30 protein-coding genes are annotated in these 26795 nt (G+C 71.3%); 17 read left to right on the forward strand and 13 right to left on the reverse strand.

From position 1 onward, the window contains the following. Window positions 1–31 precede the first annotated feature (31 nt). The 4 genes from AB0J80_RS01445 (at window position 32) to AB0J80_RS01460 (ending at window position 2277) form a co-directional block, all read left to right on the forward strand. Window positions 32–541 (forward strand): helix-turn-helix transcriptional regulator, encoded by a 510-nt coding sequence (locus AB0J80_RS01445; protein ID WP_364699079.1) that lies wholly within the window; start codon window positions 32–34, stop codon window positions 539–541. A gap of 13 nt (window positions 542–554) precedes the next feature. After that, window positions 555–1007 (forward strand): hypothetical protein, encoded by a 453-nt coding sequence (locus AB0J80_RS01450; protein WP_364699081.1) that lies wholly within the window; start codon window positions 555–557, stop codon window positions 1005–1007. 74 nt (window positions 1008–1081) lie between these two features. After that, the gene (locus tag AB0J80_RS01455; protein WP_364699082.1) at window positions 1082–1393 is read left to right on the forward strand and encodes a DUF2516 family protein; all 312 of its coding nucleotides are present in this window, start codon (window positions 1082–1084) and stop codon (window positions 1391–1393) included. Continuing rightward, window positions 1387–2277, forward strand: coding sequence for an alpha/beta fold hydrolase (locus AB0J80_RS01460; RefSeq protein WP_364700140.1), 891 nt, complete (start codon window positions 1387–1389; stop codon window positions 2275–2277). Before AB0J80_RS01455 ends, AB0J80_RS01460 begins: the two co-directional genes overlap by 7 nt. A gap of 40 nt (window positions 2278–2317) precedes the next feature. Here the strand turns inward: AB0J80_RS01460 and AB0J80_RS01465 are convergent, their stop codons facing one another. Beyond that, the gene (locus tag AB0J80_RS01465) at window positions 2318–3328 is read right to left on the reverse strand and encodes a PKD domain-containing protein (protein ID WP_364699084.1); all 1011 of its coding nucleotides are present in this window, start codon (window positions 3326–3328) and stop codon (window positions 2318–2320) included. Between the two features lie 146 nt (window positions 3329–3474). Between AB0J80_RS01465 and AB0J80_RS01470 the strand changes: the two genes are divergently transcribed. Next, entirely contained in the window at window positions 3475–3918 is a 444-nt protein-coding gene (locus tag AB0J80_RS01470; protein ID WP_364699086.1) for a hypothetical protein, read from the forward strand. Between the two features lie 11 nt (window positions 3919–3929). Next, the gene (locus AB0J80_RS01475; RefSeq protein WP_364699088.1) at window positions 3930–4745 is read left to right on the forward strand and encodes an EI24 domain-containing protein; all 816 of its coding nucleotides are present in this window, start codon (window positions 3930–3932) and stop codon (window positions 4743–4745) included. Between the two features lie 9 nt (window positions 4746–4754). Here the strand turns inward: AB0J80_RS01475 and AB0J80_RS01480 are convergent, their stop codons facing one another. The 3 genes from AB0J80_RS01480 to AB0J80_RS01490 form a co-directional block, all read right to left on the reverse strand. Then, window positions 4755–5771 (reverse strand): LacI family DNA-binding transcriptional regulator, encoded by a 1017-nt coding sequence (locus tag AB0J80_RS01480; protein ID WP_364699090.1) that lies wholly within the window; start codon window positions 5769–5771, stop codon window positions 4755–4757. A gap of 4 nt (window positions 5772–5775) precedes the next feature. Continuing rightward, the gene (locus AB0J80_RS01485; RefSeq protein ID WP_364699092.1) at window positions 5776–7203 is read right to left on the reverse strand and encodes a GH1 family beta-glucosidase; all 1428 of its coding nucleotides are present in this window, start codon (window positions 7201–7203) and stop codon (window positions 5776–5778) included. A gap of 134 nt (window positions 7204–7337) precedes the next feature. Further along, window positions 7338–8099 carry a maleylpyruvate isomerase family mycothiol-dependent enzyme gene (locus tag AB0J80_RS01490; protein ID WP_364700141.1) on the reverse strand — a complete coding sequence of 254 codons (762 nt, stop codon included), beginning with the start codon at window positions 8097–8099 and terminating at the stop codon, window positions 7338–7340. Between the two features lie 94 nt (window positions 8100–8193). Here AB0J80_RS01490 and AB0J80_RS01495 point away from each other — a divergent pair, with 94 nt between their 5' ends. Further along, on the forward strand, window positions 8194–9255 hold the full coding sequence (locus tag AB0J80_RS01495) for a UDP-N-acetylmuramate dehydrogenase (RefSeq protein ID WP_364699094.1): 1062 nt from the start codon (window positions 8194–8196) through the stop codon (window positions 9253–9255). A gap of 1 nt (window position 9256) precedes the next feature. Here AB0J80_RS01495 and AB0J80_RS01500 read toward each other — a convergent pair whose 3' ends face one another. Together AB0J80_RS01500 and AB0J80_RS01505 are read right to left on the reverse strand one after the other, a co-directional pair. Further along, on the reverse strand, window positions 9257–9766 hold the full coding sequence (locus AB0J80_RS01500) for a CAP domain-containing protein (RefSeq protein WP_364699096.1): 510 nt from the start codon (window positions 9764–9766) through the stop codon (window positions 9257–9259). A gap of 119 nt (window positions 9767–9885) precedes the next feature. Further along, a complete protein-coding gene (locus AB0J80_RS01505) occupies window positions 9886–10578 on the reverse strand; it encodes a HAMP domain-containing sensor histidine kinase (RefSeq protein ID WP_364699098.1) in 693 nt (230 codons plus the stop codon). Between the two features lie 191 nt (window positions 10579–10769). Here AB0J80_RS01505 and AB0J80_RS01510 point away from each other — a divergent pair, with 191 nt between their 5' ends. The 10 genes from AB0J80_RS01510 to AB0J80_RS01555 all read left to right on the forward strand — a co-directional run bounded on the left by AB0J80_RS01510 (window position 10770) and on the right by AB0J80_RS01555 (window position 19032). Then, window positions 10770–11468: a response regulator transcription factor gene (locus tag AB0J80_RS01510; protein WP_364699100.1), complete on the forward strand. Its 699-nt coding sequence runs from the start codon at window positions 10770–10772 to the stop codon at window positions 11466–11468. A gap of 86 nt (window positions 11469–11554) precedes the next feature. Further along, window positions 11555–13963 carry a chemotaxis protein CheA gene (locus tag AB0J80_RS01515; protein WP_364699102.1) on the forward strand — a complete coding sequence of 803 codons (2409 nt, stop codon included), beginning with the start codon at window positions 11555–11557 and terminating at the stop codon, window positions 13961–13963. 1 nt (window position 13964) lies between these two features. Then, window positions 13965–14402, forward strand: coding sequence for a chemotaxis protein CheW (locus AB0J80_RS01520; protein WP_364699104.1), 438 nt, complete (start codon window positions 13965–13967; stop codon window positions 14400–14402). Continuing rightward, window positions 14402–15274, forward strand: coding sequence for a hypothetical protein (locus tag AB0J80_RS01525; protein ID WP_364699106.1), 873 nt, complete (start codon window positions 14402–14404; stop codon window positions 15272–15274). The genes AB0J80_RS01520 and AB0J80_RS01525 overlap by 1 nt, the downstream gene beginning before the upstream one ends. Window positions 15275–15290: 16 nt before the next feature. Further along, window positions 15291–16466, forward strand: a complete 1176-nt coding sequence (gene cheB, locus AB0J80_RS01530) for a chemotaxis-specific protein-glutamate methyltransferase CheB (protein WP_364699108.1) — start codon at window positions 15291–15293, stop codon at window positions 16464–16466. After that, window positions 16463–17308, forward strand: a complete 846-nt coding sequence (locus tag AB0J80_RS01535; RefSeq protein ID WP_364699110.1) for a protein-glutamate O-methyltransferase CheR — start codon at window positions 16463–16465, stop codon at window positions 17306–17308. The genes cheB and AB0J80_RS01535 overlap by 4 nt, the downstream gene beginning before the upstream one ends. A 15-nt stretch (window positions 17309–17323) precedes the next feature. Further along, on the forward strand, window positions 17324–17701 hold the full coding sequence (locus AB0J80_RS01540) for a response regulator (RefSeq protein ID WP_221478700.1): 378 nt from the start codon (window positions 17324–17326) through the stop codon (window positions 17699–17701). Then, window positions 17698–18180, forward strand: a complete 483-nt coding sequence (locus tag AB0J80_RS01545) for a chemotaxis protein CheX (protein WP_364699112.1) — start codon at window positions 17698–17700, stop codon at window positions 18178–18180. Before AB0J80_RS01540 ends, AB0J80_RS01545 begins: the two co-directional genes overlap by 4 nt. Then, window positions 18177–18539, forward strand: a complete 363-nt coding sequence (locus AB0J80_RS01550) for a response regulator (RefSeq protein ID WP_364699114.1) — start codon at window positions 18177–18179, stop codon at window positions 18537–18539. Before AB0J80_RS01545 ends, AB0J80_RS01550 begins: the two co-directional genes overlap by 4 nt. 7 nt (window positions 18540–18546) lie before the next feature. Then, window positions 18547–19032 (forward strand): hypothetical protein, encoded by a 486-nt coding sequence (locus tag AB0J80_RS01555; protein ID WP_364699116.1) that lies wholly within the window; start codon window positions 18547–18549, stop codon window positions 19030–19032. A gap of 56 nt (window positions 19033–19088) precedes the next feature. Here the strand turns inward: AB0J80_RS01555 and AB0J80_RS01560 are convergent, their stop codons facing one another. The 7 genes from AB0J80_RS01560 to fliP form a co-directional block, all read right to left on the reverse strand. Continuing rightward, window positions 19089–20129 (reverse strand): sulfotransferase, encoded by a 1041-nt coding sequence (locus AB0J80_RS01560; protein ID WP_364699118.1) that lies wholly within the window; start codon window positions 20127–20129, stop codon window positions 19089–19091. Between the two features lie 71 nt (window positions 20130–20200). Then, on the reverse strand, window positions 20201–20443 hold the full coding sequence (locus AB0J80_RS01565; protein WP_364699120.1) for a hypothetical protein: 243 nt from the start codon (window positions 20441–20443) through the stop codon (window positions 20201–20203). A 3-nt stretch (window positions 20444–20446) separates the two neighbouring features. After that, window positions 20447–22003: a hypothetical protein gene (locus AB0J80_RS01570; protein WP_364699122.1), complete on the reverse strand. Its 1557-nt coding sequence runs from the start codon at window positions 22001–22003 to the stop codon at window positions 20447–20449. Beyond that, window positions 21981–24011 carry a flagellar biosynthesis protein FlhA gene (gene flhA, locus AB0J80_RS01575; RefSeq protein WP_364699124.1) on the reverse strand — a complete coding sequence of 677 codons (2031 nt, stop codon included), beginning with the start codon at window positions 24009–24011 and terminating at the stop codon, window positions 21981–21983. Before flhA ends, AB0J80_RS01570 begins: the two co-directional genes overlap by 23 nt. Window positions 24012–24095: 84 nt before the next feature. Continuing rightward, window positions 24096–25187: an EscU/YscU/HrcU family type III secretion system export apparatus switch protein gene (locus AB0J80_RS01580; RefSeq protein ID WP_364699126.1), complete on the reverse strand. Its 1092-nt coding sequence runs from the start codon at window positions 25185–25187 to the stop codon at window positions 24096–24098. 3 nt (window positions 25188–25190) lie between these two features. Next, on the reverse strand, window positions 25191–25958 hold the full coding sequence (gene fliR, locus AB0J80_RS01585; RefSeq protein ID WP_364699128.1) for a flagellar biosynthetic protein FliR: 768 nt from the start codon (window positions 25956–25958) through the stop codon (window positions 25191–25193). Further along, complete coding sequence (gene fliP / locus AB0J80_RS01590) at window positions 25955–26794, reverse strand: flagellar type III secretion system pore protein FliP (protein ID WP_364699130.1); 840 nt, start codon at window positions 26792–26794, stop codon at window positions 25955–25957. Before fliP ends, fliR begins: the two co-directional genes overlap by 4 nt. Window position 26795 lies beyond the last annotated feature (1 nt).

Raw genomic sequence — 26795 nt, forward strand, 5'->3', positions numbered from 1 at the left:
ACAGCTAGCGGTCCGGACTACCGTTCTCGTCATGGCCACCGGTAAGGATCTGCCCCAGGACATCGGCTCGTTCATCCGTGACCTGCGGCAGACCGCGAAGATCTCGCTCCGGCAGCTCGCCGACCGGGCGGGTGTGAGCAACCCGTACCTGAGCCAGATCGAGCGGGGCCTGCGCAAGCCCAGCGCCGAAGTGCTGCAGCAGCTCGCCAGCGCGCTGCGGGTGTCGACGCCCGCGATGTACCTGCGTGCCGGCCTGCTCGACGGTGAGGGCCAGCAGGGCGTGCTGGCCGCCATCGCCGTCGACCCGGAGCTGACGATCGCGCAGAAGCAGTCGCTGTCGCAGATCTACGAGACGTTCCGCAACGAGAACGCCCGCCACGCGTCCGAGGCCAAGACCGAGCCGGAGCCGGAGGTCGAGCCCGACGCCGACTTCCCGGACGAGGACGAGGCGCTGCGTGCCGCGATGCGCGACGTCGCCGTCGTCGAGGACGGCGCGGCGCCGCCGCCCGCCACCAAGCCCGCCACCCCGCCTGCCGAATGACCTAGGAGAAGACATGCCCGAGCAGACCAACACCCGCATCCCCGCCCCGCTCTACGCCGCCGCCGGGGCCGGTGACCTGGCCTGGCAGGAGCTGCGCAAGCTGCCCGCCGTGGTGAGCGAGCTCAGCGACCGGGCCGTCGCCTCGCTGAAGATCGCGAACGACGCCGCCGGCACCACCGCGACCTCGCTGAAGGACAAGGCGTCCACCACCGACTTCGACAAGCTGCGCGACACCGCTGCTTCGAGCGCCCTGGCCTTCGTGCAGGTGGCGCAGGAGCGGGCCGTCGCCGCGTACACCGCCCTCGTGGCCCGCGGCGAGCGCGTCGTCGGCACCGGTGTCGTCGAGGCCGCCGAGGTCGTCAACGCCGACATGGAGACCACCGAGGAGCCGAAGGCCGTCGAGGCCGCTCCCGCGACCCCGGCCCCGAAGCCGCGCAAGCGCGCCTCCCGCCCGGCCGCCGAGTGACGCAGGCCGACACCTCGATGTGATGATCCGCGGGCCCCGGTGCGAGCCGGGGCCCGCGGCATAGACTCGTCACCATGGTCTCCAGCGCGCCGTTGTTCTTCCTCGACGTCAGGTTCTACATCGACGTGCTCGTGCTGATCGGCTCGATGGTCGTGCAAGCCGTCGCCTTCATCCACTGCGTCACCCAGCGCGGCGACGGCTTCCAGGCGATCGGCACCCTGCCCAAGGGTGCCTGGCTCGCCATCCTCGCGGTCTGCATGGCACTGACGCTCCTGTTCGGCGCCACCGGCCTGTTCGCCCTGATCGGCGTCGCGGCCGCCCTGATCTACCTGCTCGACGTCCGGCCCGGCCTGCGCGACCTGTCGGACGGCAAGGGCTTCTGGTGAGGTTCCGCCGGCCGCCTCCCCCCGACGGCGGCCCGCGGACCTCGCGACCCGGCCCGACCGCACCGCGCGCCGGCCGTCCCACCCTCCCCTCGGCGCCCACCGAGCTGATCGGCACCCCGCACGGCGTACGCGTCGAGCAGCTCGTCACCGGCGTCGGCGACCCGGTCACCGTGTTCGCGCACGGGCTCGCCGGCGACATCACCGGCACCCGCCCGCTGGGCAGCGCCGTGGCCGGGCGGCGGGTGTTCTTCCACTTCCGGGGCCACGGCCGCTCCGGCGCCCCGCCGGGACCCTGGGGCTTCGCCGACCTGGCCGCCGACCTACGGGCCGTCGCCGACCACGCCGGGGCCACCCGGGCACTCGGGGTCAGCATGGGCGCCGGGGCGCTCTGCCGGCTGCTCGCCGACGATCCCGGCCGGTTCGACCGCATCGTCTGCTACCTGCCGGCACCGCTGGACGGCGTACGGCCGCGGGCTGCCGAGGAGCGGCTGGAACGGCTCCTCGCGGCGGTCGAGTCAGGGGAGGCGGCCGCGGTCGCGTCGGCGGTCGAGCCCGAGCTGCCGCCGTCCGTCCGCAACACACCGACCGGCTGGAGCTTCCTCAGGCAGCGCGTCGAGCAGTTGCTGCGCGACGGGTTGGCGCCGGAGCTGGCGACGTTGTGGCGGGAGCCGGCTGTTGCGGATGTCGGCGCGCTCCGGGCGTACCGGGGAGAAGCGCTCGTGATCGGCTGTGCCGGCGACGAGCTGCACCCGGCGGCCTGGGCCGAGCGCCTGGCCGGGCTGCTGCCCGGCGCGCGGCTGCACGTCTACGACCGGCCGGCCGTGCTCTGGACGCAGCGCCGGGAGCTGCGAGAGCTGATCTCCACGTTCCTGAACGCGAAGTAGCCCGGACCTCGGGGGTCCGGGCTACTCGTCGTCGGCCGCGTCAGCTGGTGAGCTTCTGCTGCTTGTACTTGAGGCCGCTGTCGTTGCCGGCCTTGTCCACGGCCACGTAGTCGACCTCCAGGGTGTAGCCCTTCGAGAGGCCCGCGACGTTCGCCTTCCAGACGCCGCTGGAGCTCACGGTGACCCACTTGAGCGCCGAGTTCGGGATGGTGGTGCTGCCCGGGGTGTACTTGACCCACTTGGCGGTGGACCAGTTGTAGTAGTAGTCCTTCGTGGACGTCCACTTCCAGAGCTGCACGCCGACCGCGTCCATGCCGATCTGGCCGTCCTTGGCGGTGCCCTGGATGGTCTTCCAGGAGGAGGCCTTCTTCGGGCTGCTGGGCACCTTCAGGGTCGCGGTGGGCGCGGTCGAGTCCACGCGCAGCGAGTAGGTGCCCGCCGACTTCTCGACCGTGCCCTGCGGGCTCTCCAGCTTGACCTTCGCGGTGAACGTGCCGAAGCCGTAGTAGTGCTTGACCGACGTGTTCGCCTTGTTGACCAGGCTGGTCTCGCCGTCGCCCCAGGCCACCCAGACCCGGGTGGTGTTGCTCGGGATGCCGGAGAGCTGGAGGTTGGCCTCGTGACCGCCGTCCGGCCAGGTCCAGTTCCAGGTGGGGTTGAACTTGAACGTCGTGGTGGCCACCTTGACGGTCGCGTTGCTGACCGTGCCGGCGGTGGTCGCCCCGTCGTCGGCGATCGAGACGGCGACGGTGAACGTGCCGGCTGCCGCGTACGCGTGCTTGACGCTGGTCGACCCGCTCTCGAGCGTCGACGTCTTGCCGTCACCCCAGGCGACCGTGACGGTGGCGGGGGTGTCCGGGGTGCTGTCCTCGAACGCCGTCTGGGTCAGCGTGACCTGCTGGCCCGGCGCGAGGGCCGTGGTGTCGAGCTTGTAGCTGCCCGTACCCGCGGCGAAGGCCGGCGAGCCGAGCAGACCGGCGCCGGCCACCGTGCCGGAGCCGAGGGCGAGCGTCAGCATCGCGGCGAGACCGCGCGAACGTCCGGTGATCATCTCTCTCCCCGTGAAAGTGGCCGCAATGAATGCGAGCCGGTGGACAGTACCGGGTTCCGCGACGGCTGATCAAGCGGACGGACGGCCGATTCTTCGATGAATCCGGTCACGCCGTAACCTTTTCGCCGCTCGACCGGTGTTCACACGTGCGGCTCTCCCCCAAATCAGTCTTTTTCGGCATCGTGGCCCTGGGCCTCCCGTTCGCCGTCGCCGTCGGCTGGACGCTCGGTACGCCGAACGCCGCACCGCCGTCGGTGAGCGCGCCGGTCGGCGAGGGCGCCTTCGGTGCCGCTCCCGCCACGGCGACCTCGCCGGCGTCCGGCTCGCTCACCTCCTGGACACCGCGCGCCCCCGAGCCGGTGTCGGTCGTCGAGTCCGTGGCGCCCAGCTCGCCGAGCGTCGCGCCGACTTCCGGCGTACCGTCGGCCTCCGCCTCGGGATCCGCGACCCCGACCCTGACGATGCCGCCGGTGCCGACGCCCACCTCGGTCTTCGACCCGCCGTCGAGCCCGGCCGCCACGCAGACCTCGGCCGACGCCGACCCGGAGCCTTCCGGGCTCGCGGGCGGCGGGCTTTTCCGAAGGCCCTAAGCTTCGGCAGCGTGAGCGACTCTCAGCTGCGCACCGCCGCCACGGCGACCGGTGGGGCCCTGCGCGAATTCCTCGCCGGGGCGGGCCTGCTCGGCCGCGGGCTCGGTCTGGTGCTGCGCAGCCCCCGGCTGCTCGGCCTCGGCCTGGTGCCGGCGGTCATCGCGGGCCTGCTCTACACCGCCGCGGTGATCACCCTCATCGCCTTCGTCGGCGACCTCGCGTCGGCGGTCACCTGGTTCGCCGACGACTGGGCGACGTTCTGGCGCGACCTGGTCCGGGTGCTGGCCGGCGCCGCCCTGCTGGGGCTCGGCGGGCTCCTGTTGGTGCTGACCTTCACCGCGGTGACGCTGCTGATCGGCGACCCCTTCTACGAGAAGATCTCCGGCCTGGTCGAGCAGCGCTACGGCGGCGTTCCTGACGAGGTCGAGGTGCCGCTGCTCGCCTCTCTCGGGCGCAGCCTGCGCGACTCGCTGCGGCTGATCGGGCTGTCGATCCTGGTCGGCATCCCGCTCTTCGTGGCCGGCTTCATCCCCGTCGTGGGCCAGACGGTGGTGCCCGTGGTCGGCGGGGCGGTGGCCGGGTGGCTGCTCGCCGTGGAGCTGACCGGGGTGCCGTTCCAGCGGCGTGACAAGCGGCTGCGGGAGCGCCGGGCGGCACTGCGTACGCGGCGCCCGCTCGCCCTGGGTTTCGGGGTGGCGGTGTTCGCGTGCTTTCTCATCCCGCTGGGCGCGGTGCTGCTCATGCCGGCGGCAGTGGCGGGCGGGGCACTGCTGTCCCGCAAGGTGCTCGGCCTGCCGACCGATGTCGTGACGACCAGGTCGCTCTGACACGGCCGGTCAGGCGGAGGCGCGGACCACCAGCTCCGTCGGCAGGACCACCGCCGGGGGGACGTCGGTGCGCTCGTCGACCAGGCCCAGCATCTGCCGGGCCATGGTCCGGCCCATGTCGACTATCGGCTGGCGGACGGTGGTCAGCGGCGGGTCGCTGAGCCGGCTGATCTCGAAGTCGTCGAAGCCGATCACGGACACGTCCTCGGGCACGCGCCGGCCCGCGTCCTTGAGCGCCTGCAGTGCGCCGTGGGCCATCATGTCCGAGGCCACGAAGACCGCGTCCAGCTCGGGATCGTCGGCGAGCAGCCGGCGCATCGCCTGCAGGCCGGACTCGCGGGTGAAGTCACCCACCGCCACGTGCTCCGCCAGCCCGGCCTCGTCCAGCGCGGTGCGGTAGCCGGTCAGCCGGTCTATGCCGGCCACCATGTCCTGCGGGCCGGCGATCGTAGCGACCCGGCGGCGCCCGGCGGCGAGCAGGTGCCGCACGGCCGACGCGACGCCGCCGATGTGGTCGACGTCGACGTACGGCACCGGGAACTCGGCCGGCGTCATCGGGCGGCCGCTGCACACCACCGGGATGCCGAGCCGGGCCAGCGCGCCCGGCAGGGGGTCGGCGCCGTGCATGGAGGCGAACATGACGCCGTCGACGTGCCCGGCCATCGCGTACCGCTCGACCCGGTCGTGGCTGGCCGACGAGCCCGCCATCATGAGGACGAGCTGCTTGTCGGCGGCCTCCAGCTCCATGCTGACGCCGCGGATGATGGCCGGGAAGAACATGTCGTCGGAGAACACCCGGCTGGCCGTCTCGGGCAGGATCAGCGCGATCGACTCGGTGCGCTGGGTCACCAGGCTGCGCGCCGCCTGGTTGGGGACGTACCCGAGCTCCTCGACGGCCTGGTTGACCGCGTCGCGAATGGCCACCGCGACCGTGGTCGAGCCGTTCACGACGCGGGAGACGGTCGCTCGTGAGACGCCGGCTCGTCTGGCCACCGCCTCCAATGTCGGCCGCTCCCGCGTCACCATCAGCTCACTCCCCGATCCGGCCCCGATCCGTCAGACCGTTGCGCCGGATCACCTCGCGGTACCACTTGGCACTGTCCTTCGGGACCCGCTGCTGCGTGGTGTAGTCCACGTGCACGATCCCGAAGCGCATCTTGTAGCCCTCGGCCCATTCGAAATTGTCCATCAACGACCACGCGAAGTATCCCCGAAGGTCAACGCCGTGGGAAATGGCCTCCAGGCACGCGCGCAGATGCGTGTCCAGATACTCGATGCGGTCGGTGTCGTGGACCTCGCCGGTCTCGCCCGACGGGCCGTCCGGGTACGCCGCGCCGTTCTCGGTGATCATCATCGGCACGCCGTAGTCGGTGTGGATGCGGTCCAGCAGCTTGGTGAGCGCGGCGGGCTCGATCTGCCATCCGATGTCGGTGATCGGCCCGACCGGCGGCCGGAAGGCGATGCCCTCGGTCCCCGGGTTCTCCGGCGACGCGGGCTGCCCGGGCTTAGCGGACACGTACGCGGGGGTGTAGAAGTTGACCCCCAGCACGTCGATCGGCGCGTTGATGATCGCCTCGTCGCCCTCGCGGATGTGGCTCAGGTCGGTGAAGCGGGCCATGTGCTCGCGCATGTCGTCCGGATAGGCGCCGCGCAGCAGCGGGTCGAGGAAGATCCGGTTGTGCAGCCCGTCGACGATGCGGGCGGCGGCGACGTCGGCCGCGTTCTGCGGGTCGAGAGGGAAGACGGCGGCCGGGTTCAGCGTGATGCTGACGCCCTGCGCGCCGGCCGCGCGCAATGCCCGCGCGGCGAGGCCGTGCCCGAGGAGCAGATGGTGGACGGCCCGGAAGGCCGCTGCCGGGTCCTGCACGCCCGGGGCGTGCCGGCCGCTGCCGTAGCCCAGGTACGCCGAGCACCACGGCTCGTTGAGGGTGGTCCAGGTGCGGACCCGGTCGCCGAGGCGGGCGTGCACGATGGCGGCGTACTCGGCGAAGGCCTCGGCGGTCTCCCGGACGGTCCAGCCGCCGCGGTCCTCCAGCGTCTGCGGCAGGTCCCAGTGGTAGAGCGTGACCACCGGGTCGATGCCCTTGCCGATGAGCTCGTCGGTGAGCCGGTCGTAGAAGTCGAGGCCGCGGGTGTTGACCGGGCCGGTGCCGTCGGGCTGGATGCGGGGCCAGGCGATCGAGTAGCGGTACGAACCCAGGCCCAGGTCCGCCATGATCGCCACGTCCTCGACGTAGCGGTGGTAGTGGTCGCAGGCCACGTCGCCGGTGTGCCCGGCGTACACCCGGCCCGGGGTGCGGCTGAAGGTGTCCCAGATGGACGGGCCCCGGCCGTCCTCGTGCACCGCGCCCTCGATCTGGTACGACGCCGTCGCCGCGCCCCAGATGAAGCCGTCCGGGAAGTGGAGCCCCGATGCCCGTGGTTCGCCGCTCGAGTCCACCTCGACGGTTGCCGTCATGCCGTCACCGCTCCCTGCGTGAATGCCGTGGCGGACGACCGGAGCCGCCCGTACTTAACCGGTACAGCGTAAAGCCATTCACTGTTTCGGCAGCCACCCGGAAGTTGCGGAACCACGCTCGGATCGTGGGACGCTCAGCCGGCGCGCAACGCGCTGATCAGGCGCGGGTCGCCGGCGGTGGTCAATTTGCCCGGTTCTATCCGTCCCATCAACGCCAGCAGCAGGTCGCTCGCCGTGCCCCGCGCCTCGGCGCGGGTGTGGTGGTCGTGGGTGTCGAGGATCGTCCCGGTGTCCAGCAGCGCCAGGCCGGCACCGCGCAACCGGACGAACCACTCGTAGCTCGCGTCCGTGGCGACGAGGTGCACGACGCCGTACAGGTCGGTGGGGCCCTTGCGGTAGCCGGCGGGCAGCCACGTGTCGAGCACCTCGCTGACGCCGTCGGCGGCGAGCTTGGTCTCGATCGGGGTCGCGCGGCCGGCGGCGGCCTCGGCGTCCCACCGGTGCACCGAGATCTCGTGGGCCAGGCGGCGCTGCCAGAATCCTGCCTTCTTGGCCTGCGCCGGCCAGGTCCAGGAGGGCAGGTCGGGGTCGAGCGCGTCGAGCGTCTCGATCGTCCCGGTCGTCTCGCGGCGCAGGTTGTCCAGCGCCTCCGGCCAGGCGGGCCGCGGATCCGGCACCACCCGGGCGGCGGGTTTGTCGACCACGCCGCGGGGCGCCAGCTCGCGCACCCACCGCAGCACGGAGGTCAGGTGTTCGGTGAGGTCGGCGACGGTCCAGCCGGGGCATCCGGGCACGACGGCATCGGGGCCGGTCTCGGCCACCGCGTCCTGCAGCGCGGGGCCGTCGGCGCGCAGCGCCGCCAGCCAGAAGTCCTTCGTCGCGTTGAGCCTGTTCATCAGCTTCTCCCGCTCGAGGAGGACCACCTGTGCGTCCCCCTGGGCCCGTCGGCCTAGGGTGAACGTCGTGCCTGACGTTAGTGCTCATCCCCCCGTGACCGCATCCGCTGCGCATGCCAGTTCGCTGGGGGCGTACACGACGCTACGCCTCGGCGGCCCGGCCGGCACGCTGACCCCGGTGTCCGAAACGGACGAAGGGGTAGCAATGATGCGGGCCGCCGCCCGCAAGGGGGATCGCGTGCTGGTCCTCGCGGGAGGCAGCAACGTCGTCATCGGTGACGAGGGGTTCCCGGGGCAGGTGCTGCTGCTGCGCACCCGTGGGGTCCGGGTCGTCGAGCGGGACTCGCGGGGCGTGCTGGTGCGGGTCGCGGCGGGGGAGCCCTGGGACGACTTCGTCGCCCGGACGCTGGCCGACGGTCTCTCCGGGCTGGAGGCGCTGTCCGGCATCCCGGGCTCGGCCGGCGCGACGCCGATCCAGAACGTCGGCGCCTACGGCCAGGAGGTCGCGCAGACCATCGAGGCCGTGCACGTCTACGACCGTGCCGACGACGAGGTGAAGGTCCTGTCGCTGCCGGAGTGCCGGTTCGCGTACAGGTCCAGCGTGTTCAAGCACAACGACCGGTGGCTGGTCCTGGAGGTCGACTTCCGGCTCGCCGAGTCCGCCGAGTCGGCCCCGGTACGGTACGCGGAACTGGCCCGCCACCTCGGCGTGGAGGCGGGCGACCGGGTGGCCGCCGAGCGGGTCCGCGAGACCGTGCTGAAGCTGCGCGCGAGCAAGGGCATGGTGCTCGACCCGGAGGATCCCGACACCCGCTCGGTCGGTTCGTTCTTCACCAACCCGGTGCTCTCCGCACAGGAGTGGGCCGCGGTGCAGGACCGGCTGGCCGACGCGGGCGAGCCCCCGAGCTGGCCGGCGCCGAACGGCACGGTCAAGGTGCCGGCCGCCTGGCTCATCGAGAAGGCCGGCTTCGGCAAGGGGTACGCCGGCCGCGACGGCGTCGCGATCTCGTCCAAGCACACGCTCGCGCTGACCCACCGCGGCGGTGGCAGCACGGCGGCGCTGCTGGAGCTGGCCCGCGAGATCCGCGACGGGGTACGCGACCGGTTCGGAGTCGTCCTGCACCCCGAACCGGTTCTGGTGAACTGCTCGATCTAGCTCAGCGCCAGCCGAAGACCTGCGTCCAGTAGAGGGTGCCGTTGGCCGCCCGCTGCACGCCGGCGCCGAAGGACCGCGCGTCGCAGTTGAGGATGTTCTCGCGGTGGGACGGGCTGGCCATCCACGCGTCCATCACCTCGTCGGCGCCGGCGAAGCCCCACGCGATGTTCTCGGCCGCGACCGCGTCGTAGCCGGCCGCCCGGGACCGGGTCTCGAAGGTCGAGCCGCGCCAGCCGATGTGCCCGAAGTCGCCGGTCGCCGCCATGTAGTGGCTCTGCCGTACGGAGGCCACGACGAGCTCCTCCTCCACGGCGAGCGGGGCGCATCCGGCGTCGGCCCGCACCTCGTTGGTGCGCACGATGACCTCGTCCATGAGGACACCGATGGTGGTCGGGCCCAGCCGGGACGGACCCGGGACTGCGGTGCCGGCCTGCGCCGGTGCCGCGGTCAGTGCCAGCAGGGCCGCGGGTACGGCCGCCGCGAGGGCGATACGGCGTGCGGAATCGAACACGGTGCTTGCCTCTCGGTCCACGGCCGGGCCCCTGTGCGCCCGGCGACTTTCATCGGACCTTTTTTCTGCCGTTACGTCCCACCTTCGGCGAAACACGACGTTCGGCCGGGCGGTTCCTGTCAGTCTGGGGGGATGGACAGGGGGAGCCGGATCTGCGCCCCCGCGCCCGTGCCGGGGTCGTACGTCAGCTCCACCGAGCCGCCGTGCCGGGTCGCGATCGCCTCGGCGAGCAGCATCCACAGGGCCGTGCTGCGCCGCCGGTGCGGTGGGTCCGGGTCGGCGAGCATGCCGGCCATCAGGTGCTCGTCGGTGAGGCGTTCGGCCTGCCGCGCGGTCACCGTGATCCGCCACCCGGTGGCGCCGCCCTCGGCGTCGACGACGGCGGACCGGTCCGCGGCACCGCTGGCGACCGTCCCGACCACGGCATAGAAGAGGTCGCGCAGCAGCGGTGCGTCGGCGGACACCGGCGGCCCCGGCTCGGCCCGGACGGTCGCCGCCGTGTACGGCTCCCGGCTGGCCAGCAGCTCGGCGGCCTCCCGGATCACCTCGGCGGGGTCCACGGCCGTCGGCCACAGCTCCAGATCGCCGGTCTGCAGCCGGCTGACCACCATCAGGTCCTCCACCAGCGCGAGCATCCGCTCGGTGTTGCGCCGGACGGCGGCCAGGGCCACCGAGCGTTCGGCGGGCGCGAGGTCGTCGGTGTCCAGGCTCTCGGTGAACGACGCGATCGTGGTCAGCGGCGTCCGCAGCTCGTGGGAGATCACCGCGAGGAAACGAGCCTGCAGCGCGAAGACGTTCGTGGGGGTTCGCACGCTGAACTATAACTTTCCGTATATGAACAGACACGTCACGCTATCGTGGTTTTGGACATTTCATCTTCGCCGTCCGCGGTCGCGGGGGGCGTGAGCAAGACGCTGACCAGGGACCGGTGTGTGCCGCACCGGCCGGGCAGCCGCGTCTGGCGACGCGCGGGGGCGGAGGCGGAGGGCATGGTGACGAGCTCATGAGCAGGCTGCTCGTGGTCGAGGACGACCCGGACATCGCGCTGGCTCTGCGGCTGCTCTTCAGCCGGGCCGGGTACGAGGTGGCACACGCGGGCGACGGGCGTACCGGCCTCAAGGAGGCGTACGCCGAACACCCGGACCTGGTGGTGCTCGACGTCGGCCTGCCGGAGATGGACGGGTGGCAGGTGCTGGAGCGGCTGCGGGACGTCTCCGACGTACCCGTGCTGGTCCTGACCGCCCACGGCCAGGAGGCGGAGAAGGTCCGGGGGCTGCGCGGCGGGGCGGACGACTACCTGACCAAGCCGTTCGCGAACAACGAGCTGCTCGCCCGGGTGGAGGCGTTGCTGCGCCGCTCGTCCGGCGGGCAGAACAGCTGGGCCAGCCAGATCTACGACGACGGCCTGGTGCACCTCGACCCCACCAAACGCCGGGTCTACGTGAAGGGCGACGAGAAGCGTCTCACCCCGACCGAGTTCCGGTTGCTCAACGCCCTGGTCCGGCACGCCGGCGCGGTGCTGAGCCCCAACCAGCTGCTGACCCAGGCGTGGGACGACCCCACGGGCATCGGTCAGGAACGTGTCAAGTTCGCCGTGCTGCGGCTGCGCCGCAAGCTCGGCTGGTCGGATCCCGACGAATCCCCGATCGAGTCCGTACGCGGATTCGGCTACCGCTACCGGCGTCCGGGCGGTGACAACTGAGCCGCAACCGGTAGCGCTTCGGGTGTCCTCAGGTGAGGACCCGGTGGGTCGATGAGGGATTTGGGAAACGAGCAGGAGGTAGGGCGTTGGAAGACCTTGGCGAGATCGTCGGCGAATTCCTCATGGAGAGCCACGAGAACCTGGACCAGATCGACCGGGATCTCGTTGCGCTGGAGCAGAACCCGGCCTCACGCGACCTGATCTCCCGTATCTTCCGGGCGATCCACACGATCAAGGGCACCAGTGGCTTCCTGGCCTTCACCCGGCTGGAGACCCTCGCCCACGCGGGCGAGTCGCTGCTGTCACGGCTGCGCGACGGCGTCCAGCCGGTCACGCCGACCACGATCACCACCCTGCTGGCGACGATCGACGGCGTCCGGTCGCTGCTGGAGGCCATCGAGCAGAACGGCAATGAGGGTGAGGTCGACGTCGACAGCATCATCACGGCCGTCCACGCGCAGATGAACGCCCCGGGGGACGCGGCACCCGCCGCTCCTGCGGCCGCGCCCGCCGCTCCTGCCGCGCCTGCCGCCCCGGCAGCTCCCACCCACACGCCGGCCCACGCCGCGGCGGAGCCGGCCGAGAAGCCCGAGCCGCTCGTGGAGACGCCGGTCCGCCCGGCCCCCGAGCCGGTCGAGGAGCAGCGCCGCCCGATCGGCGAGATCCTCGTGGAGACCGGCGCGGCGCACGCCGCGGACGTCGGCTCCGCCCTGCAGTCGCAGCTCGAGGGCGACGAGCGCAAGCTCGGCACCATCCTGCTGGAGGAGGGCAAGGCCCAGCCGGCCGCCGTCAGCGAGGCGCTGCAGGCGCAGACGCCCAAGCGCAGCGTCGCCGACAGCGCGATCCGGGTGGACGTCGACCTGCTCGACAGCCTGATGAACATGGTCGGCGAGCTGGTCCTCGCCCGTAACCAGCTCGTCCGCGGCGTGATGGAGACCGGCGACTCCGGTCTGGTCCGCAGCGCCCAGCGGCTCGGCATGATCACCTCGGAGCTCCAAGAGGGCATCATGAAGACCCGCATGCAGCCGATCGAGCACATCTGGTCCAAGCTGCCCCGGGTCATCCGGGACCTCTCCAACTCGCTCGGCAAGAAGGTCGAGCTGGTCATGGAGGGCAAGGAGACCGAGCTGGACCGCAGCCTGCTCGAGGCGGTCAAGGACCCGCTGACCCACCTGGTCCGCAACGCGGTCGACCACGGCATCGAGGACCCGGACCGGCGCATCGCCGCGGGCAAGAACCCCGAGGGGACGCTGACGCTGCGCGCGTACCACGAGGGTGGGCACGTCGCCGTCGACGTGGCCGACGACGGCGCGGGCATGGACGTCGACCGGATCGCCGCCAAGGCCGTGGAGAAGGGGCTGCTGCGGGCCGAGCAGATCCCCAACATGGACAAGCGCGAGATCATGGCGATGGTCTTCCAGCCCGGCTTCTCCACCGCGGCCAAGGTGACCAACGTGTCGGGCCGCGGGGTCGGCATGGACGTGGTCAAGACCAACATCGAGCGGATCGGCGGCGCGGTCAGCGTCGACTCGACGCTGGGCCAGGGTACGGTCTGGCGCCTCACCATCCCGCTGACCCTGGCGATCATCCAGGCGCTGACCGTCGACTGCGGTGACCAGCGCTACGTGGTGCCCCAGGTGGCCGTGCTCGAGCTGGTCTTCATCGACGGCCAGTCCACGAAGATCGAGTACGCCTCCGGCGCGCCCGTCTACCGGCTGCGCGGCAAGCTGCTCCCGCTGGTCCGCCTGGACCGCGCGCTCGGCCTCGATCCCGGCGGCGACCAGGGCGTCTACATCATGGTGCTGCAGGCCGACGGCCGCCGTTTCGGCCTGGTCGTGGACCGCGTCCTGAACACCGAAGAGGTCGTGGTCAAGGCGCTGAACTCCAGGTTCAAGGACATCGGCCTGTACGCCGGCGCCACCATCCTGGGCGACGGCAAGGTGGGCCTCATCCTCGACGTCTCGTCGCTGGCGCGGCGTTCCCACCTGACGGCCGACTCGGACCGCGAGAACCTGGTCGGCACGTCGCGTGCCACCGGCGCCACGGGCACCGGGGAGCGGCTGCTCATCACGGCGGTCGGCGAGCGCCGGGTGGCGATCCCGCTCGACACGGTCACCCGGCTCGAGGAGTTCCCGCGGGACCGCATCGAGCACGCCGGATCGCGGGAGGTCGTGCAGTACCGCGGGCACATTCTTCCGCTGGTACGGCTGTCGCACCTGCTGGGGGCGTACAGCGAGATGGAGGAGAGCGACACCGTCTCGGTGGTCGTCTACAGCGAGGGGGGCCGCAGCGTGGCGCTGGTCGTGGACCGGATCGTCGACATCGCGGAGAACGAGACCACGACGGCACGCCGGGACGCCGAGGAGGACGGCCTGGTCGGCACCGCGGTCATCCAGCAGCGGGTGACCGAGCTGCTGGACGTACGCCGGGCGATCCTCGCCGCCGACCCGAACTTCTACGCCGACATGCACAGCGACCAGCTGGTGGAGGCCTGACATGGCGAGCCGTCAGTTCGCCACCTTCGAGGTGGCCGACCAGCTCTTCGGGGTCGAGGTCCACACGGTCCAGGAAGTGCTGTCCTACAACGAGTACACGCCGGTGCCGCTGGCGCCGCCGGCCGTGGGCGGGCTGTTCAACCTGCGTGGCCAGGTGATCGCCGCCGTCGACCTGCGGGTGCAGCTCGGGCTGGCCCGGCAGGCGCTGCAGGGTCCCGTGATGAACGTGATCCTGCGCGGCGACGGCGAGCCGGTCAGCCTCCTCGTGGACCGCATCGGCGAGGTCGTGGACCTCGAGGACGACGCGTTCGAGCCGCCGCCGGACACGCTCAGCGGGCCGACTCGCGAGCTGGTGGTGGGCACGTTCAAGCTGGACGGCCGGCTGATGCTGGCCCTCGATGTCAACCAGGCCGTCGACACGTACCGAGCAACCACCTGATGTACAGCCTCGTCAGCGCCCCCGTCCTCGGTTTCGACCTGACCCGCCTGGGAGGCGGGTCGGCCACCGCCGAGGTGCTGCTGCGCGCCCTGCGCCTCAGCGTCGGGGACCTGCCGATCCTCGCCGAGCGGCTGCCGGACGAGGGGGTGCGCGGCCCGCTGTGGGTCGAGGTGGAGAGCGCGGCGCGCAAGCTGCCCACGCTCAAGGGGATGAAGGCGGACGACCCGGCGAGCTCGCTCGCGCTGGTCGAGCGGGCGCCGATCGGCTCGGTCGACGCGCTGCTGACCTGCCTGCGCTACGACGTGATGGCCTGGACGTGGCAGGGCGCCGGCCGCGACGCCAAGCAGAGCGAGACGGCCGCCGCGGCGACCGCCCTGCTCTGCGACGCCGCGGTGGCCAGCTATCTGCGGGAGGTCCTCGACGAGACCACCCGCCGGATGCTCGGTGCGGGCTGGGTGGCCGCGGTCCGCAAGCTGCCCGCCGGCAAGCCGATCGACCTGGGGCCGCACCACTACGCGGTGTCGGCCCTGCTCGACCGCCTGCGCTCGATCACGCCGAAGGACCTGGCGCGGCTGGCAACGTCCGCGGAGGACGCGCGCCGCAACGCCGGTGGCTGGTCCCCGGCGGTGCACTCCGCCTCGTGGGCGGCGTACCTGTCGGACCGGGTACGCACGGCCGCGGCGGCGCAGATGCTGCTCGTGCAGGCGATCGACACGGCGGCCATTCCGCTCGCGGAACGGGCCGGCGGGGTGTGGAACATGCTCAGCGGCGCGGTCCAGGCGCTCGTCGTCCGGGACCTGCTGGACACCGCCACGGCGCACCGGCTCCTGGCGCCGGTCGTCGCGGCGCTCGGCCCGGCCTGGCTCGGATGAGGGACGGAGGACTGCGATGATCAGAGTGCTCGTCGTCGACGACTCCGTGGTCGTCCGTCGCCTCATCGTGGACTCGCTGACCGGCGCCCCGGGCATCGAGGTGGTCGGCACGGCCGCCAACGGCCTGCTGGCCCAGGCCAAGATCGACCAGCTCAAGCCGGACGCGATCACGATGGACATCGAGATGCCGCAGATGGACGGCATCGCGGCGGTCCGCGAGCTGCGCAAGCGGCACAAGCGTGTGCCGGTCATCATGTTCAGCACGCTCTCCGCGGCCGGCGCGACGGCCACGCTGGAGGCGCTCGCCGCCGGGGCCACGGACTACGTCACGAAGCCGAGCAACGTCGGGTCCGTGGCCGAGTCCATCGCGGCCGTCCGCGAGCAGCTCGTACCGAAGATCCACGCGCTGGCCGGACGCCGGCCGCTCGGAGCGCCGCGGCCCGGGCTGGGCCCGGCGAAACGGCCGGGACCGGCACCGGGCCCGGGCAGCCGCCCGGGGCTGCCCGGACGGCCCGGCGTGCTGGCCGGTCGGGCCGCCCAGGCGCCGGCCGCCCCCGCACGGCCGGTCCGGCGCGCCCCGCACGGCCGGGTCGACATCGTCGCGATCGGCTCGTCGACGGGCGGCCCGGACGCGCTGACGAAGGTGCTGCAGGCGCTGCCGACGGACCTGCCGGTCCCGATCGTGGTGACGCAGCACATGCCGCCGGTCTTCACCCGGATGTTCGCCGAGCGCCTCGACCGCAGCACGCCGCTGCGGGTGGTCGAGGCCGGCGAGGGGATGGAGCTCGCGCCCGGCACTGTCTACATCGCTCCCGGCGACAAGCACCTGGTGCTGCAACGCCGGAACACCGCGACGCTGACCCAGCTCAGCGGCGCGCCGCCGGAGAACTCGTGCCGTCCGGCGGTCGACGTGATGTTCCGTTCGGTCGCCTCGCTCTTCGGCGCGGCGGCCTACGCGGCGGTTCTCACCGGCATGGGATACGACGGACGGGGTGGTGCGAAGGTGCTGCGTGACGCAGGCGCCGAGGTGCTGGCGCAGGACGAGGCTAGTTCGGTGGTCTGGGGGATGCCCGGCGCCGTGGTCGGCGCGGGCCTGGCCGACGAGGTGCTGCCGCTGGACAAGATCGCGTCCGTCCTGGTCCAGCGGGTACAGGTGGGTCGCGTTCCGCGGGCGACGGCGGTGACCCGATGACGCTTTCCCAGGCGGACTTCGCCTTCGTGTCGACGCTGGTCCGGCGGGAGGCCGCGATCGTGCTCGCGCCCGGCAAGGAGTACCTGGTCGAGGCCCGGCTGATCCCGGTGGCCCGGCAGGTGGGTGCCGCCAGCGTCAACGAGTTCCTGGCCAACCTGCAGCGCAAGCCGAACCCGGACGACCAGCGCCGGATCATCGACGCGCTGACGACCAACGAGACGTCGTGGTTCAGGGACCGTGAGCCCTTCACCGCCCTGACCGACGTGGTGCTCCCGGAGCTGGTCAAGAGCCGGGGATCCGCGCGCAAGCTCCGGCTCTGGTCCGCCGCCAGCTCGAGCGGGCAGGAGGCGTACAGCCTGGCGATCACGCTGCAGGAGGCGCTGCCCGCCGGCTGGTCGTACGAGATCATGGGCAGTGACATCTCCACCGAGATGATCAAGCGGGCCGAGCAGGCCGAGTACAGCCAGGTCGAGGTGAACCGGGGGCTCCCGGCCACCCAGCTGGTGCAGTACTTCGAGCGGGTGGGCGCGCACTGGCGGGTGGCACCGCACCTGCGGCGGAACGTCTCGTTCAAGCACATGAACCTGACCGCGCCGCTGCCGTCCATCCCGCAGTTCGACGTGATCTTCCTGCGCAACGTGCTCATCTACTTCGACGTCGCGACGAAGAAGTCGGTGCTGCGCAACGTCGCACGCCTGCTGCGCCCGGACGGCTGGCTGTTCCTCGGCGCGGCCGAGACGACGATCGGGATCGACGACAACTACGAACGGGTGGCGGCCGGCCGGACCTCTGCCTACCGAGTACGCAGCGCGGTGCCGGCCGGTGCCGCGAGGAAGGGGTGAGCCGCGGTGCGGGCGATGGTGATCGACGACTCCCGGGCGATGCGCATGATTCTGAAGCGCATCGTCGCGAAGCTGAACTTCGAGGCGATCGAGGCGGGTGACGGCCAGGAGGCCCTCGACCTGCTCGCCACGATGACCGAGGTGCCGGAACTGGCCCTCATCGACTGGAACATGCCGAACATGAACGGTCTCGAGTTCGTGACCAAGGTGCGCGCGGAACCCCGGCTGCGGGAGATGACGCTGGTCATGGTCACGACCGAGAGCGAACAGAGCCAGATCGTCCGGGCGCTCGCCGCGGGCGCCCACGAATACGTGATCAAGCCCTTCACCGAGGGCGCGATGATCGAAAAGTTGGCCCTGCTGGGCCTGGTACCGACCGGAGCGAACTCATGAGCGTCGAAACCGTGGTGACCCAGGATGACCTCGCCGAGATGGTGGAGCAGGTCTGGGTGTCATACCTCGACCCCGAGGGCGTGAGCCCGCTGGTGCTGACGGGTGACGAGAAGCAGGCGACCGAGGTCCACTCCACGGTGTCCATCACCGGCACCTGGCACGGCCACCTGGTCTACGCGTGCTCGTTGCAGGCCGCCAAGAAGGCCGCCGCGGCCTTCCTTGCGATGGAGGAGGACGAGGTCGGGCAGGAGGACACCTCCGACGTCCTCGGCGAGCTGGCGAACATCGTCGGCGGCAACGTGAAGGCCATGCTGCCGGCGGGGTGCTTCCTGTCCCTGCCGACCGTGGTGCTGGCGCCGGACACCGCGTCGTACTACCCGGCCGCCGAGCAGATCAGTGGCCTGTACGGCGTCTGGGACGGCCAGCCGATCTCCATCACGATGTGGCAGAGCGTGAAGCAGGGGGAGGCGTCGGCATGAAGATCCTGATTGCGGACGACAGCCGGGTCATGCGCCAGATCGTGACCCGGACGCTGCGGCAGGCCGGCTTCGACGGCCATGACCTGGTGGAGGCCTCGGACGGCGCCGAGGCCGTGGAGAAGGCGGAGGCGGAGAAGCCCGACCTGATCATCTCGGACTGGAACATGCCCGAGATGACCGGCATCGACGTGCTGCGCAAGCTGCGGGCGGCGGGGAACAACGTCAAGTTCGGCTTCGTGACGTCCGAGTGCACCGACGAGATGAAGACCGCTGCGGAGAGCGCCGGCTCGGCGTTCTTCATCGTCAAGCCCTTCACTGCAGAGCAATTCGATGAGGTCTTCTCTCCTATTTTGGGATGATATAGCCATGTCTGACACCTCGGTCATTCCCGCCCCGCTCGCCGTCCGCAACCTCTTCGAGGACCTCCTCGGCCGCGACGTCAACGTCTCTCCCGGCGATCCCATGACCGCGGAGAACCTGCCCACCGGCCTGTTCGCCATCTACACGGACACGTCCCAGCGCATGTACGCCGTCCTCGGCATGACGCTGAGCCTCGCCGCCAACGCGGGCGCCGCCCTCGGCCTGCTGCCGGTCGGCGCCGCCGAGGACAGCATCGAGGAGAAGACGCTCTTCCCGAACCTCGCCGAGAACGTCTTCGAGCTCTGCAACGTGTTCACCAGCCTCCTCAACCGGGAGGGGGCGCCGCACGTCAAGCTCTACCAGGTGATCTACCCCGGCAACCCGCTGCCGAACGACGCCCGGGCGCAGCTGCTGGCCCTCGGCAAGCGGCTGGACCTCGTCATCGAGGTCGCCCGGTACGGCAAGGGAAGGTTCTCCCTCTCACTCGTGTGAGCCACCACGGTCATGTCCTGGCGCTCCGGCGGCCAGGACATGACCGTTCGGCGGACTCAGCCGGCGTCGACGCGCCGGTCCGCGGCGGTGTCCGATCCCGTGCGCTGCGCCAGGACCGAGGCGGGCCGGTGCGCGAGGTCGGAGTCGCGACGCAGGCGGAAGGCCGCCCGGCTGATGCTCCGGCGGGCGGGTTCCCACCGCTGCGGTGCCGCCGTCCACTGGTAGCGGAGAAAATCCGAGGGCGCCGGCCGCATCGCGCCCGACAGCTCGTAGCCGTTGGCCACCAGGCGGCTGCCCAGCGCCGCCTCGCACAGAGCGATCTCCTCCGCCGTCAGCCGGCTCTGCCAGCTCTGCACCCGCTGGGTCGTGACGGGTGTGTGCGTACGGGCGTGCCAGGTCTTGAACGACGGCACCGCGACCTGCGCGACCGTCGACGGCTCCGCCATGGCCGCGTCGTAGTCCTCACCCAGGTACGCGCACAGCTCCCGGAGCCGCCCGTGCGGATCGGCGACCAGGTCCTCGTAGCGCAGCTCGTACCACTGGGAGCTGCCGAGCTTGCGGGCCGCGCGGCGCGCGTCGTCCACCGCGCGCGCCCAGGCGGCCACGGTGGCGTAGATGTCCTTGCGATGCCAGGACATCTCCTTCAGCGACGCCACGCAGTCCCGGCCGTCGCGGACGATGTTGATGAACTGGGCGTCGGGGAACAGCCGCAGCAGGATGTCGACGTTGTGCAGGTACGCCGGCCGCTTGTCGCCCCAGCGCGGTTTGCCGAAACGCGCCGCGTACTGCTGGAAGATCGTGCCGAGCACCGAGCCCAGCGTGCCTTGTGCGGCCGCGATGCGCTCGACGGTCTCCTCGGGGTCGAGGCCGAGGTCGCAGAAGCGGGTCTCCTGCCGGTCCACGATGCGCCGCGCCAGCGCTCGCCGGTTCTCCGGCATCCGCAGGTCGCCGAACTCCTGACGTTCGCGGTACGCGGCGAGTACGAACCGCGTCTCCGGCGGAATCGCGATCCGTGGATGGGCGTGCAGCATGAGCTGCAGCATCGTGGTACCCGAGCGCGGGCAGCCGACGACGATGATCGGACGGTCAGTGGGCACCGTTCACCTCCGGTGGGCAGTCGCTCACCGGAGGTAACATACTGCCAAAGCAGGCAATTGTTAACGAACTGTCAAGGCGTGTCGGAGCCCGGCTCCCGGTTGTCCGGCGTCGGCGTCACCGGGGTGCCCCGCTCCTCCGCCCGGCCGTACCCCGCCGTGACGAAGCGCAGCGCGGCGAGCAGTATCGCGGCGATCGGCACGGCGATGAGGAACCGGATCAGCACCTCGGTGACGTCGATCTCGTCGAGCACGTAGCGATACAGCGCCGGCGCGCTCATCAGCAGCGCGAACAGCAGGACGGAGGGGCGGATCACGGGTCAGCCTCGGCGGGCCGGCCGGCGGGGCAGGGCGGCCATGGGGACCACGTCCGCGGCGATCCGGGCACACAGCAGCGCCGCCCAGGAGTGCGGGGTGGCCGGCTTGCCGTCGAGCGAGTAGATCGGCAGGTCCAGGCCCAGCACGGTCGCCGGGTCCGAGGTGATGTCCACGTTGTGCACCACCAGCGCCTCCACGTCGCCGAGCGCGCGTACGTGCCGGGCCGTGTCCGCGGTCTTGCGGGTGGCGTCGACGACCGCCCACACGGCCGTGGCCCCGAGCGCGTCGCACATGTCGTTCACCCAGATCGGGTCCGTACGCCCGACCGCCGCGTCCACCACCACGATCCAGGCGTGGTCGGCGCTCTGCAGCTTCTCCGCCCTGGTGGCGGCGGTGGGCGGGTCGCCCAGCACCCGCGACGAGTGCATGCCGGTGCCGGCGGCGGTCGGCCCGCCCAGCAGCAGGTGCGACTGGTCGAGGCCGGCCTGCTCGCACAGCTGCCGGCCGATCGGCAGGGCATGGTCGAGGTCGCCCGCGAGCACGAGGATCTCGCCCGGAGCATCCGGCACGGCCGGCGCCGACGGGCGGGCCGCCAGCACGCTCAGCACTCCCGCGTACGTGTCCCCGCCGATGATCTCCGCGGCCATCTCCGGCGGCATGCCGACCCGCATCAGGTTCTGCTGCACGGTGTCGAAGTGCGGCGGCCGGACGGGTGCCGGCGGCGCCGAGGTCACGCGCGCCACGGTCGGCGGCCCGGACGTGGGTCCGAGGCCGAGACCGCCGAGCGACTCGGCCAGCGAGGTGGGCGCGGGCGCCGGCGAGGTCGGCGCGATGCCGTACGCCGCCGCGGCGGCCGCATTGCGCGGCGGTGCGGGGTTCTGCGCGGCCCGGTTCGCCGCCGCGCTGGGCGGGAACGCCGGGGCGTCGTTCACCCCGAGGCCGCCCATCAGCTCCGCCAGCGACGGTACGGGCGGCAGCGGCCGCACCGCCGGCGACGGCCCGCCGTTCACCGGTGAGCCGGTGGCCTGAGCCGGGCGGAACGGCCGCACCGTCGGGCTCTCCGGCCGCTCCGGCTCGCCGTCCTGCGGCCGCGGCGACGGGCGGTTGTACGCCTCCGCCCGGTCCAGGTTGGCCATCAGCTCGGCGAACGCGGAGCTGGGGTCGGACATACCGCGGCCGGGTGGCGTGCTCGGCTCCAGCCCGCCGACCGCCGCCGCGGTGTCGCCCATCCCCGCGTCCCGCCCCGCCGCCCGGTCGGAGAGCGCCGGGCCGTCGCCGGGCGCGATCCGGTCCCGCGACTCGGCCCGGGCCAGCAGCTGTTCCAGCGTCTGCGGGCCGTCGTCGGCCGGTGCCGGCCGGCGCGGCGGTGGGTCGGTCCGCTCGTCGGGGTCGGGGACCTCGACGGACAGCTCGTAGTGTTGCTTGGCGAAGAACCCGCCGAAGCCTCCCGTGCGGACCTTGTCCGCCGAGATGATCCGCACCGAAGAGCCGTACTCGTCGCGCACCTGCGCCAGCAACGGCTCGATGGCCGGACCCTCAAGCAGCACCCGCGTAGGCACCGTTCACCACCCCCATGGTTTCTATCTGTGCGGTGGAACCTGAGATTTCCGAGTAGGACAGCACCTGCACGCGGCGCGAGCCGGCGCGCAGGAGACGCATGAGTGGCAGCCGCAGCTGCGGGGAGCAGGCCAGGACCGGGGTGATGCCGGACTGCTCCGCCGCCTCCACGAGCTGACCGGCCTCGGTCACGATCGCCTCGGCCCGCATCCCGTCGATCGCCATGAAGGCGCCGGTCTCGCTCGGCCGCAGGGACTCCAGCAGGTTCTGCTCGAGCATCGGGTCGAGGGTGATGACGGTGAGGCGGCCGCCGGTGGCGTACTGGGCGGCGATGGCCGGGCCCAGCGCGGCGCGGGCGGCCTCGACCAGGCCGTCGTGGTCGGCCGAGACCTTGGCGCGCAGCGACAGCGCCTCGAAGATCCGGACCAGGTCGCGGATGGGTACGCCCTCGTCGAGCAGGGCCTGCAGGACCCGCTGGATCTGGCCGAGGCTGAGCAGCGACGGGGTCAGCTCCTCGACCACCACGGGGTGGGTGCGCTTGACCATCTCGGTCAGCGACCGCACGTCCTCGCGGCCGAGCAGGCGGCTGGCGTTCTGCCGGACGATCTCGGCGAGGTGGGTGATGATCACCGAGGCTCGGTCGACGACCGTCGCGCCGGACAGCTCGGCCTGGTAGTGCAGCTCGGCCGGCACCCACTTGCCCGCCAGGCCGAAGACGGGCTCCACGCCCGCGCGTCCGGGCAGCGCCTGCAGGCCGTCGCCGATCGCCAGGACGGTGCCGGGCGGTGCCTGGCCGGCGCCGGCGTCGACGCCGGAGATGCGGATCGCGTACGACGACAGTGGCAGGTCCAGGTCGTCGCGGGTCCGCACCGGCGGCATGATGATGCCCAGCTCGAGCGCCATCTTGCGGCGCAGGGCCCGGACCCGGTCCAGCAGGTCGCCGCCGTTGGTGTCGACCAGGTCCACCAGGTCCGGCGAGAGCGCCAGCTCCAGCGGGTCGACCCGCATCTCGCCGAGCAGCTGCTCGGGGGAGTCCGGGGTGGGCCGCTCGGCCTCGGCGGCCGCCGCCTCCGCCTCGGCCTCCGGCTCCGGGTCCTTCATCCGCTGGGCGATGAACAGCACCGTCGCGCCGATGATCAGGAACGGCACCTTGGGCAGGCCCGGGATGACGCAGAGGCCGAGGGCGGCACCGCCGGCGATCCGCAGCGCCAGCTTGTTCTGCCCCAGCTGGGCCGTGACGCTGCTGCCCATGTCGCCCGAGGTCGCCGAGCGCGTCGTGATGAGACCGGTGGACACCGAGAGCAGCAGGGCCGGGATCTGCGAGACCAGGCCGTCGCCGACGGTCAGCAGGCTGTACTGGTTCATCGCGTCCGCGGGGGAGAGGCCGTGCTGCAGGATGCCGACCGCGAAGCCACCGACCAGGTTGATGACGGTGATGATGATGGCGGCGATGGCGTCGCCCTTGACGAACTTCGAGCCACCGTCCATGGCGCCGTAGAAGTCGGCCTCCGCGGCCACCTCGGCCCGGCGCTTCTTGGCCTCGGACTCGTTGATGAGGCCGGCGTTGAGGTCGGCGTCGATCGCCATCTGCTTGCCCGGCATGGCGTCGAGGGTGAAGCGGGCGCCCACCTCGGCGACGCGCTCGGCACCCTTGGTGACGACGATCATCTGCACGATGATCAGGATCAGGAAGATCACGAGGCCGATGACGAGCGAGCCGCCGACGACGAAGTCGCCGAACGCGTGGATGACCTTGCCGGCGTCGCCGTCGCGCAGCACCAGCCGGGTCGCGCTGATGTTGAGGGCCAGCCGGAACAGCGTCATGACCAGGAGCAGGGCCGGGAAGACCGAGAAGTCCAGGGGCTTCTGAACGAACATCGAGACGAGCAGGATCAGCAGGGCGCCCGTGATGTTCGTCGCGATCAGCAGGTCGAGCAGGAAGGTCGGCAGCGGCACGACCATCATGACGATGATGCCGATGACCCCGATGGGTACGGCGAATCTGCTCATGTTCAGGTTCCTCACGGCCCCCCTTCCACCTGCTGATGGTCCCGCAGCGGCGGCCGTGATGTGAGGAAATCTCCCAGATTATGACTAAGCTGCCGCCGGGGTGGGGTTCGGGTTGCGATGCACTCCTGCGGCTGACCCACGAGCCTTCAGGCTCATCACGAACGCCAGCACCTTGGCAACCGCCCCGTAGAACTCGGCGGGGATCTCCTGCCCCACGTCGACGCTCTTCTCCAGCGCCCGGGCCAGCGGCACGTCCTGCACCATCGGGATGCGGTGCTCGGTGGCGAGCTCCCGGATCTTCTGCGCGAGCGCGCCCTGCCCCTTGGCGATCACCCGGGGCGCGCCCTTCTCGGGGTCGTAGCGCAGCGCCACGGCCACGTGGGTCGGGTTGACCAGAACCACGTCGGCGGTCGGCACGTCCGCCATCTGCCGGTTGCGGGCCATCGCCATCTGCTTGGACCGGATGTGCCCCTTGAGGTGCGGGTCGCCCTCGGTGTTCTTGTGCTCCTGCTTGACCTCTTCCTTCGTCATCCGCAGCTGCTTGTTGGTGCGGCGGCGCACGACGAAGTAGTCGGCGGCGGCCATCACGATGCCGGCGATGGACGCCGCCCGGATCAGCCCGATGGTGGCGTCGTTCACCACACCGAGCAGGGAGCCGATCTGCAGCCGCCCGGCGGTCATGAGCATCGGGACGATGTCCTTCATCGTCATGTAGAGCACGATGGCCAGCACAGCCGTCTTGATCAGCGCCTTGGTGCCCTCCCAGAGGGCCTGCGGGCCGAGCATCTTCTTGATGCCGGGCAGCGGGTTGAGCCGGCTGAACTTCGGGATGAACAGCTTCGTCGCGACCCGGATACCGCCCTGCGCGCCGGCCGCCGCGATGCCGACCGCCATCATCGTCAGGGCCAGCGGCAGGACCGCCCAGACCGCGCTCATCAGGCCGTCCTTGAGGATGCCGAGCGCGATCTGCGGGTCCGGGTCGGCGACGACGTCCGGGATCTTGGCCATCAGCTCCTTGGCGTGGTCCATCGCCGAGCTCAGCGTGCGCGGCAGCATGATGCTCGCGGCCAGCATCCCGAACCAGGCGCCCACGTCCTGGCTGCGCCCGATCTGGCCCTCCTGCTTGGCCTTCTTGAGTTTCTGCGCTGTGGGTTGTTCGGTCTTCTCCCCGGACACGGCTCACCCCCCGCCGCTGAGGTGGACGACCGCGCTGACCGCCTTGTCGATCAGGCCGTCCAGGGCCCGGGGCAGGATGGCGATCGCGGTGCCGGACAGGGTCAGCACCAGGAAGATCTTCGCCGGGAAGCCCAGCTGGAACGCGTTGAGCGCGGGCGCCACCCGGTTGAGCAGGCCGAACGCGACATCGGTGAGGAACAGCACGGCGATCAGCGGCCCGGCGATCTGGATCGCGGCGATGAACATCTCGCCGACGCCGTCGGTCAGCAGCCGGCTGAAGGTCTCCATCGAGAAGCTGGCGTCCAGCGGCATCGTCTTGTACGACTCCATGAACCCGCGGAGCACCAGCTGGTGGCCGTCGCTGGCGAACAGCAGCGTCGCCGCGACCAGGTTGTAGAAGCGGCCGAAGACCGAGCTCTGGTTCTGCGACAGCGGGTCGTACGCGGTGGCCAGGGTGAAGCCACCGAAGACGTCGATCATGTCGCCGGCCGCCTGGATCGCGGCGAAGAACAGGAAGGTGATGAAGCCCAGGGCGGCGCCGACGAAGATCTGCAGAACGGCGGCCGAGATGATCGCCGAGGTCTGGATCGTCGGCACGCTCGTGGTGAGGTAGGGCGTCATCGGCAGCGCGATCCCCACCGACAGCAGCGCCTTGACCTGCCCGGGGATGAGGCGTGAGTTGAACGGCGGGCAGAGGAGGAGCCACGCCCCGGCGCGGGCCGCGCCGAGGAGGACCGCGACCAGCTGGGCGATGGCGACGTCGGAGTTCACCGGTACGAGCTCACGAGCGCGGTGATGATCAGCCCCCAGCCGTTGACCAGCACGAACAGCAGCAGCTTGAAGGGCATCGCCACGGTTACCGGCGGTAACATCATCATGCCGAGCGACATCAGCGACGCGGAGACCACCATGTCGATGATGAGGAACGGGATGAAGATGACGAACCCGATGATGAAGGCGGCCCGCAGCTCGGACAGGACGAACGCCGGGATCAGCGTGGTCAGCTCGACGTCCTCCTTGGTCGCCGGCTTCTGCTGGCCCGACACCTTGATCAGCAGGGCCAGCTCGTCCTCGCGCGTACTTTTCATCATGAAGTCGCGCAGCGGTTGCACGCCGTCGCGGAACGCCTGCGACTGGTTCTTGTCGCCGGCCAGATAGGGCTGCACGCCCTGCTCGTTCACCTGGGTCAGCACCGGCGCCATGATGAACATGCTGATGAACAACGCCAGCCCGGCGAGGACCTGGTTGGGCGGCATGCTGGTCAGCCCCAGCGCGTTGCGGGTGATCCCGAGAACCATGAACACCTTGGTGAAGCACGTGCACAGCAGCAGCACGGCGGGCGCCACCGACAGCAGGGTGAGGCCCAGGACGATGACCAGCGACGTGGCCGGTTTGCTGCCGTCGGGATTCGTACCGTTGATGTTGAAGTTGATGGAGCCGCCGCTGGGCCGGACCGTCGGTGCCACCGGCGGGGTCGGGCCCGGAGCCTGCGGCAGCTCATAGCGCGCCACGGCCGCCGGCGCAGGCTGCGGCGTCGCCTCCGCCGCCGCTGCGGGCAGCAGAGCCCCCAGGACCAGAAAAAGCAGTACGACTGCTCGCCGCCCCATG

It is taken from the genome of Actinoplanes sp. NPDC049548 (genome assembly GCF_040676695.1).
Classification (GTDB): domain Bacteria; phylum Actinomycetota; class Actinomycetes; order Mycobacteriales; family Micromonosporaceae; genus Actinoplanes.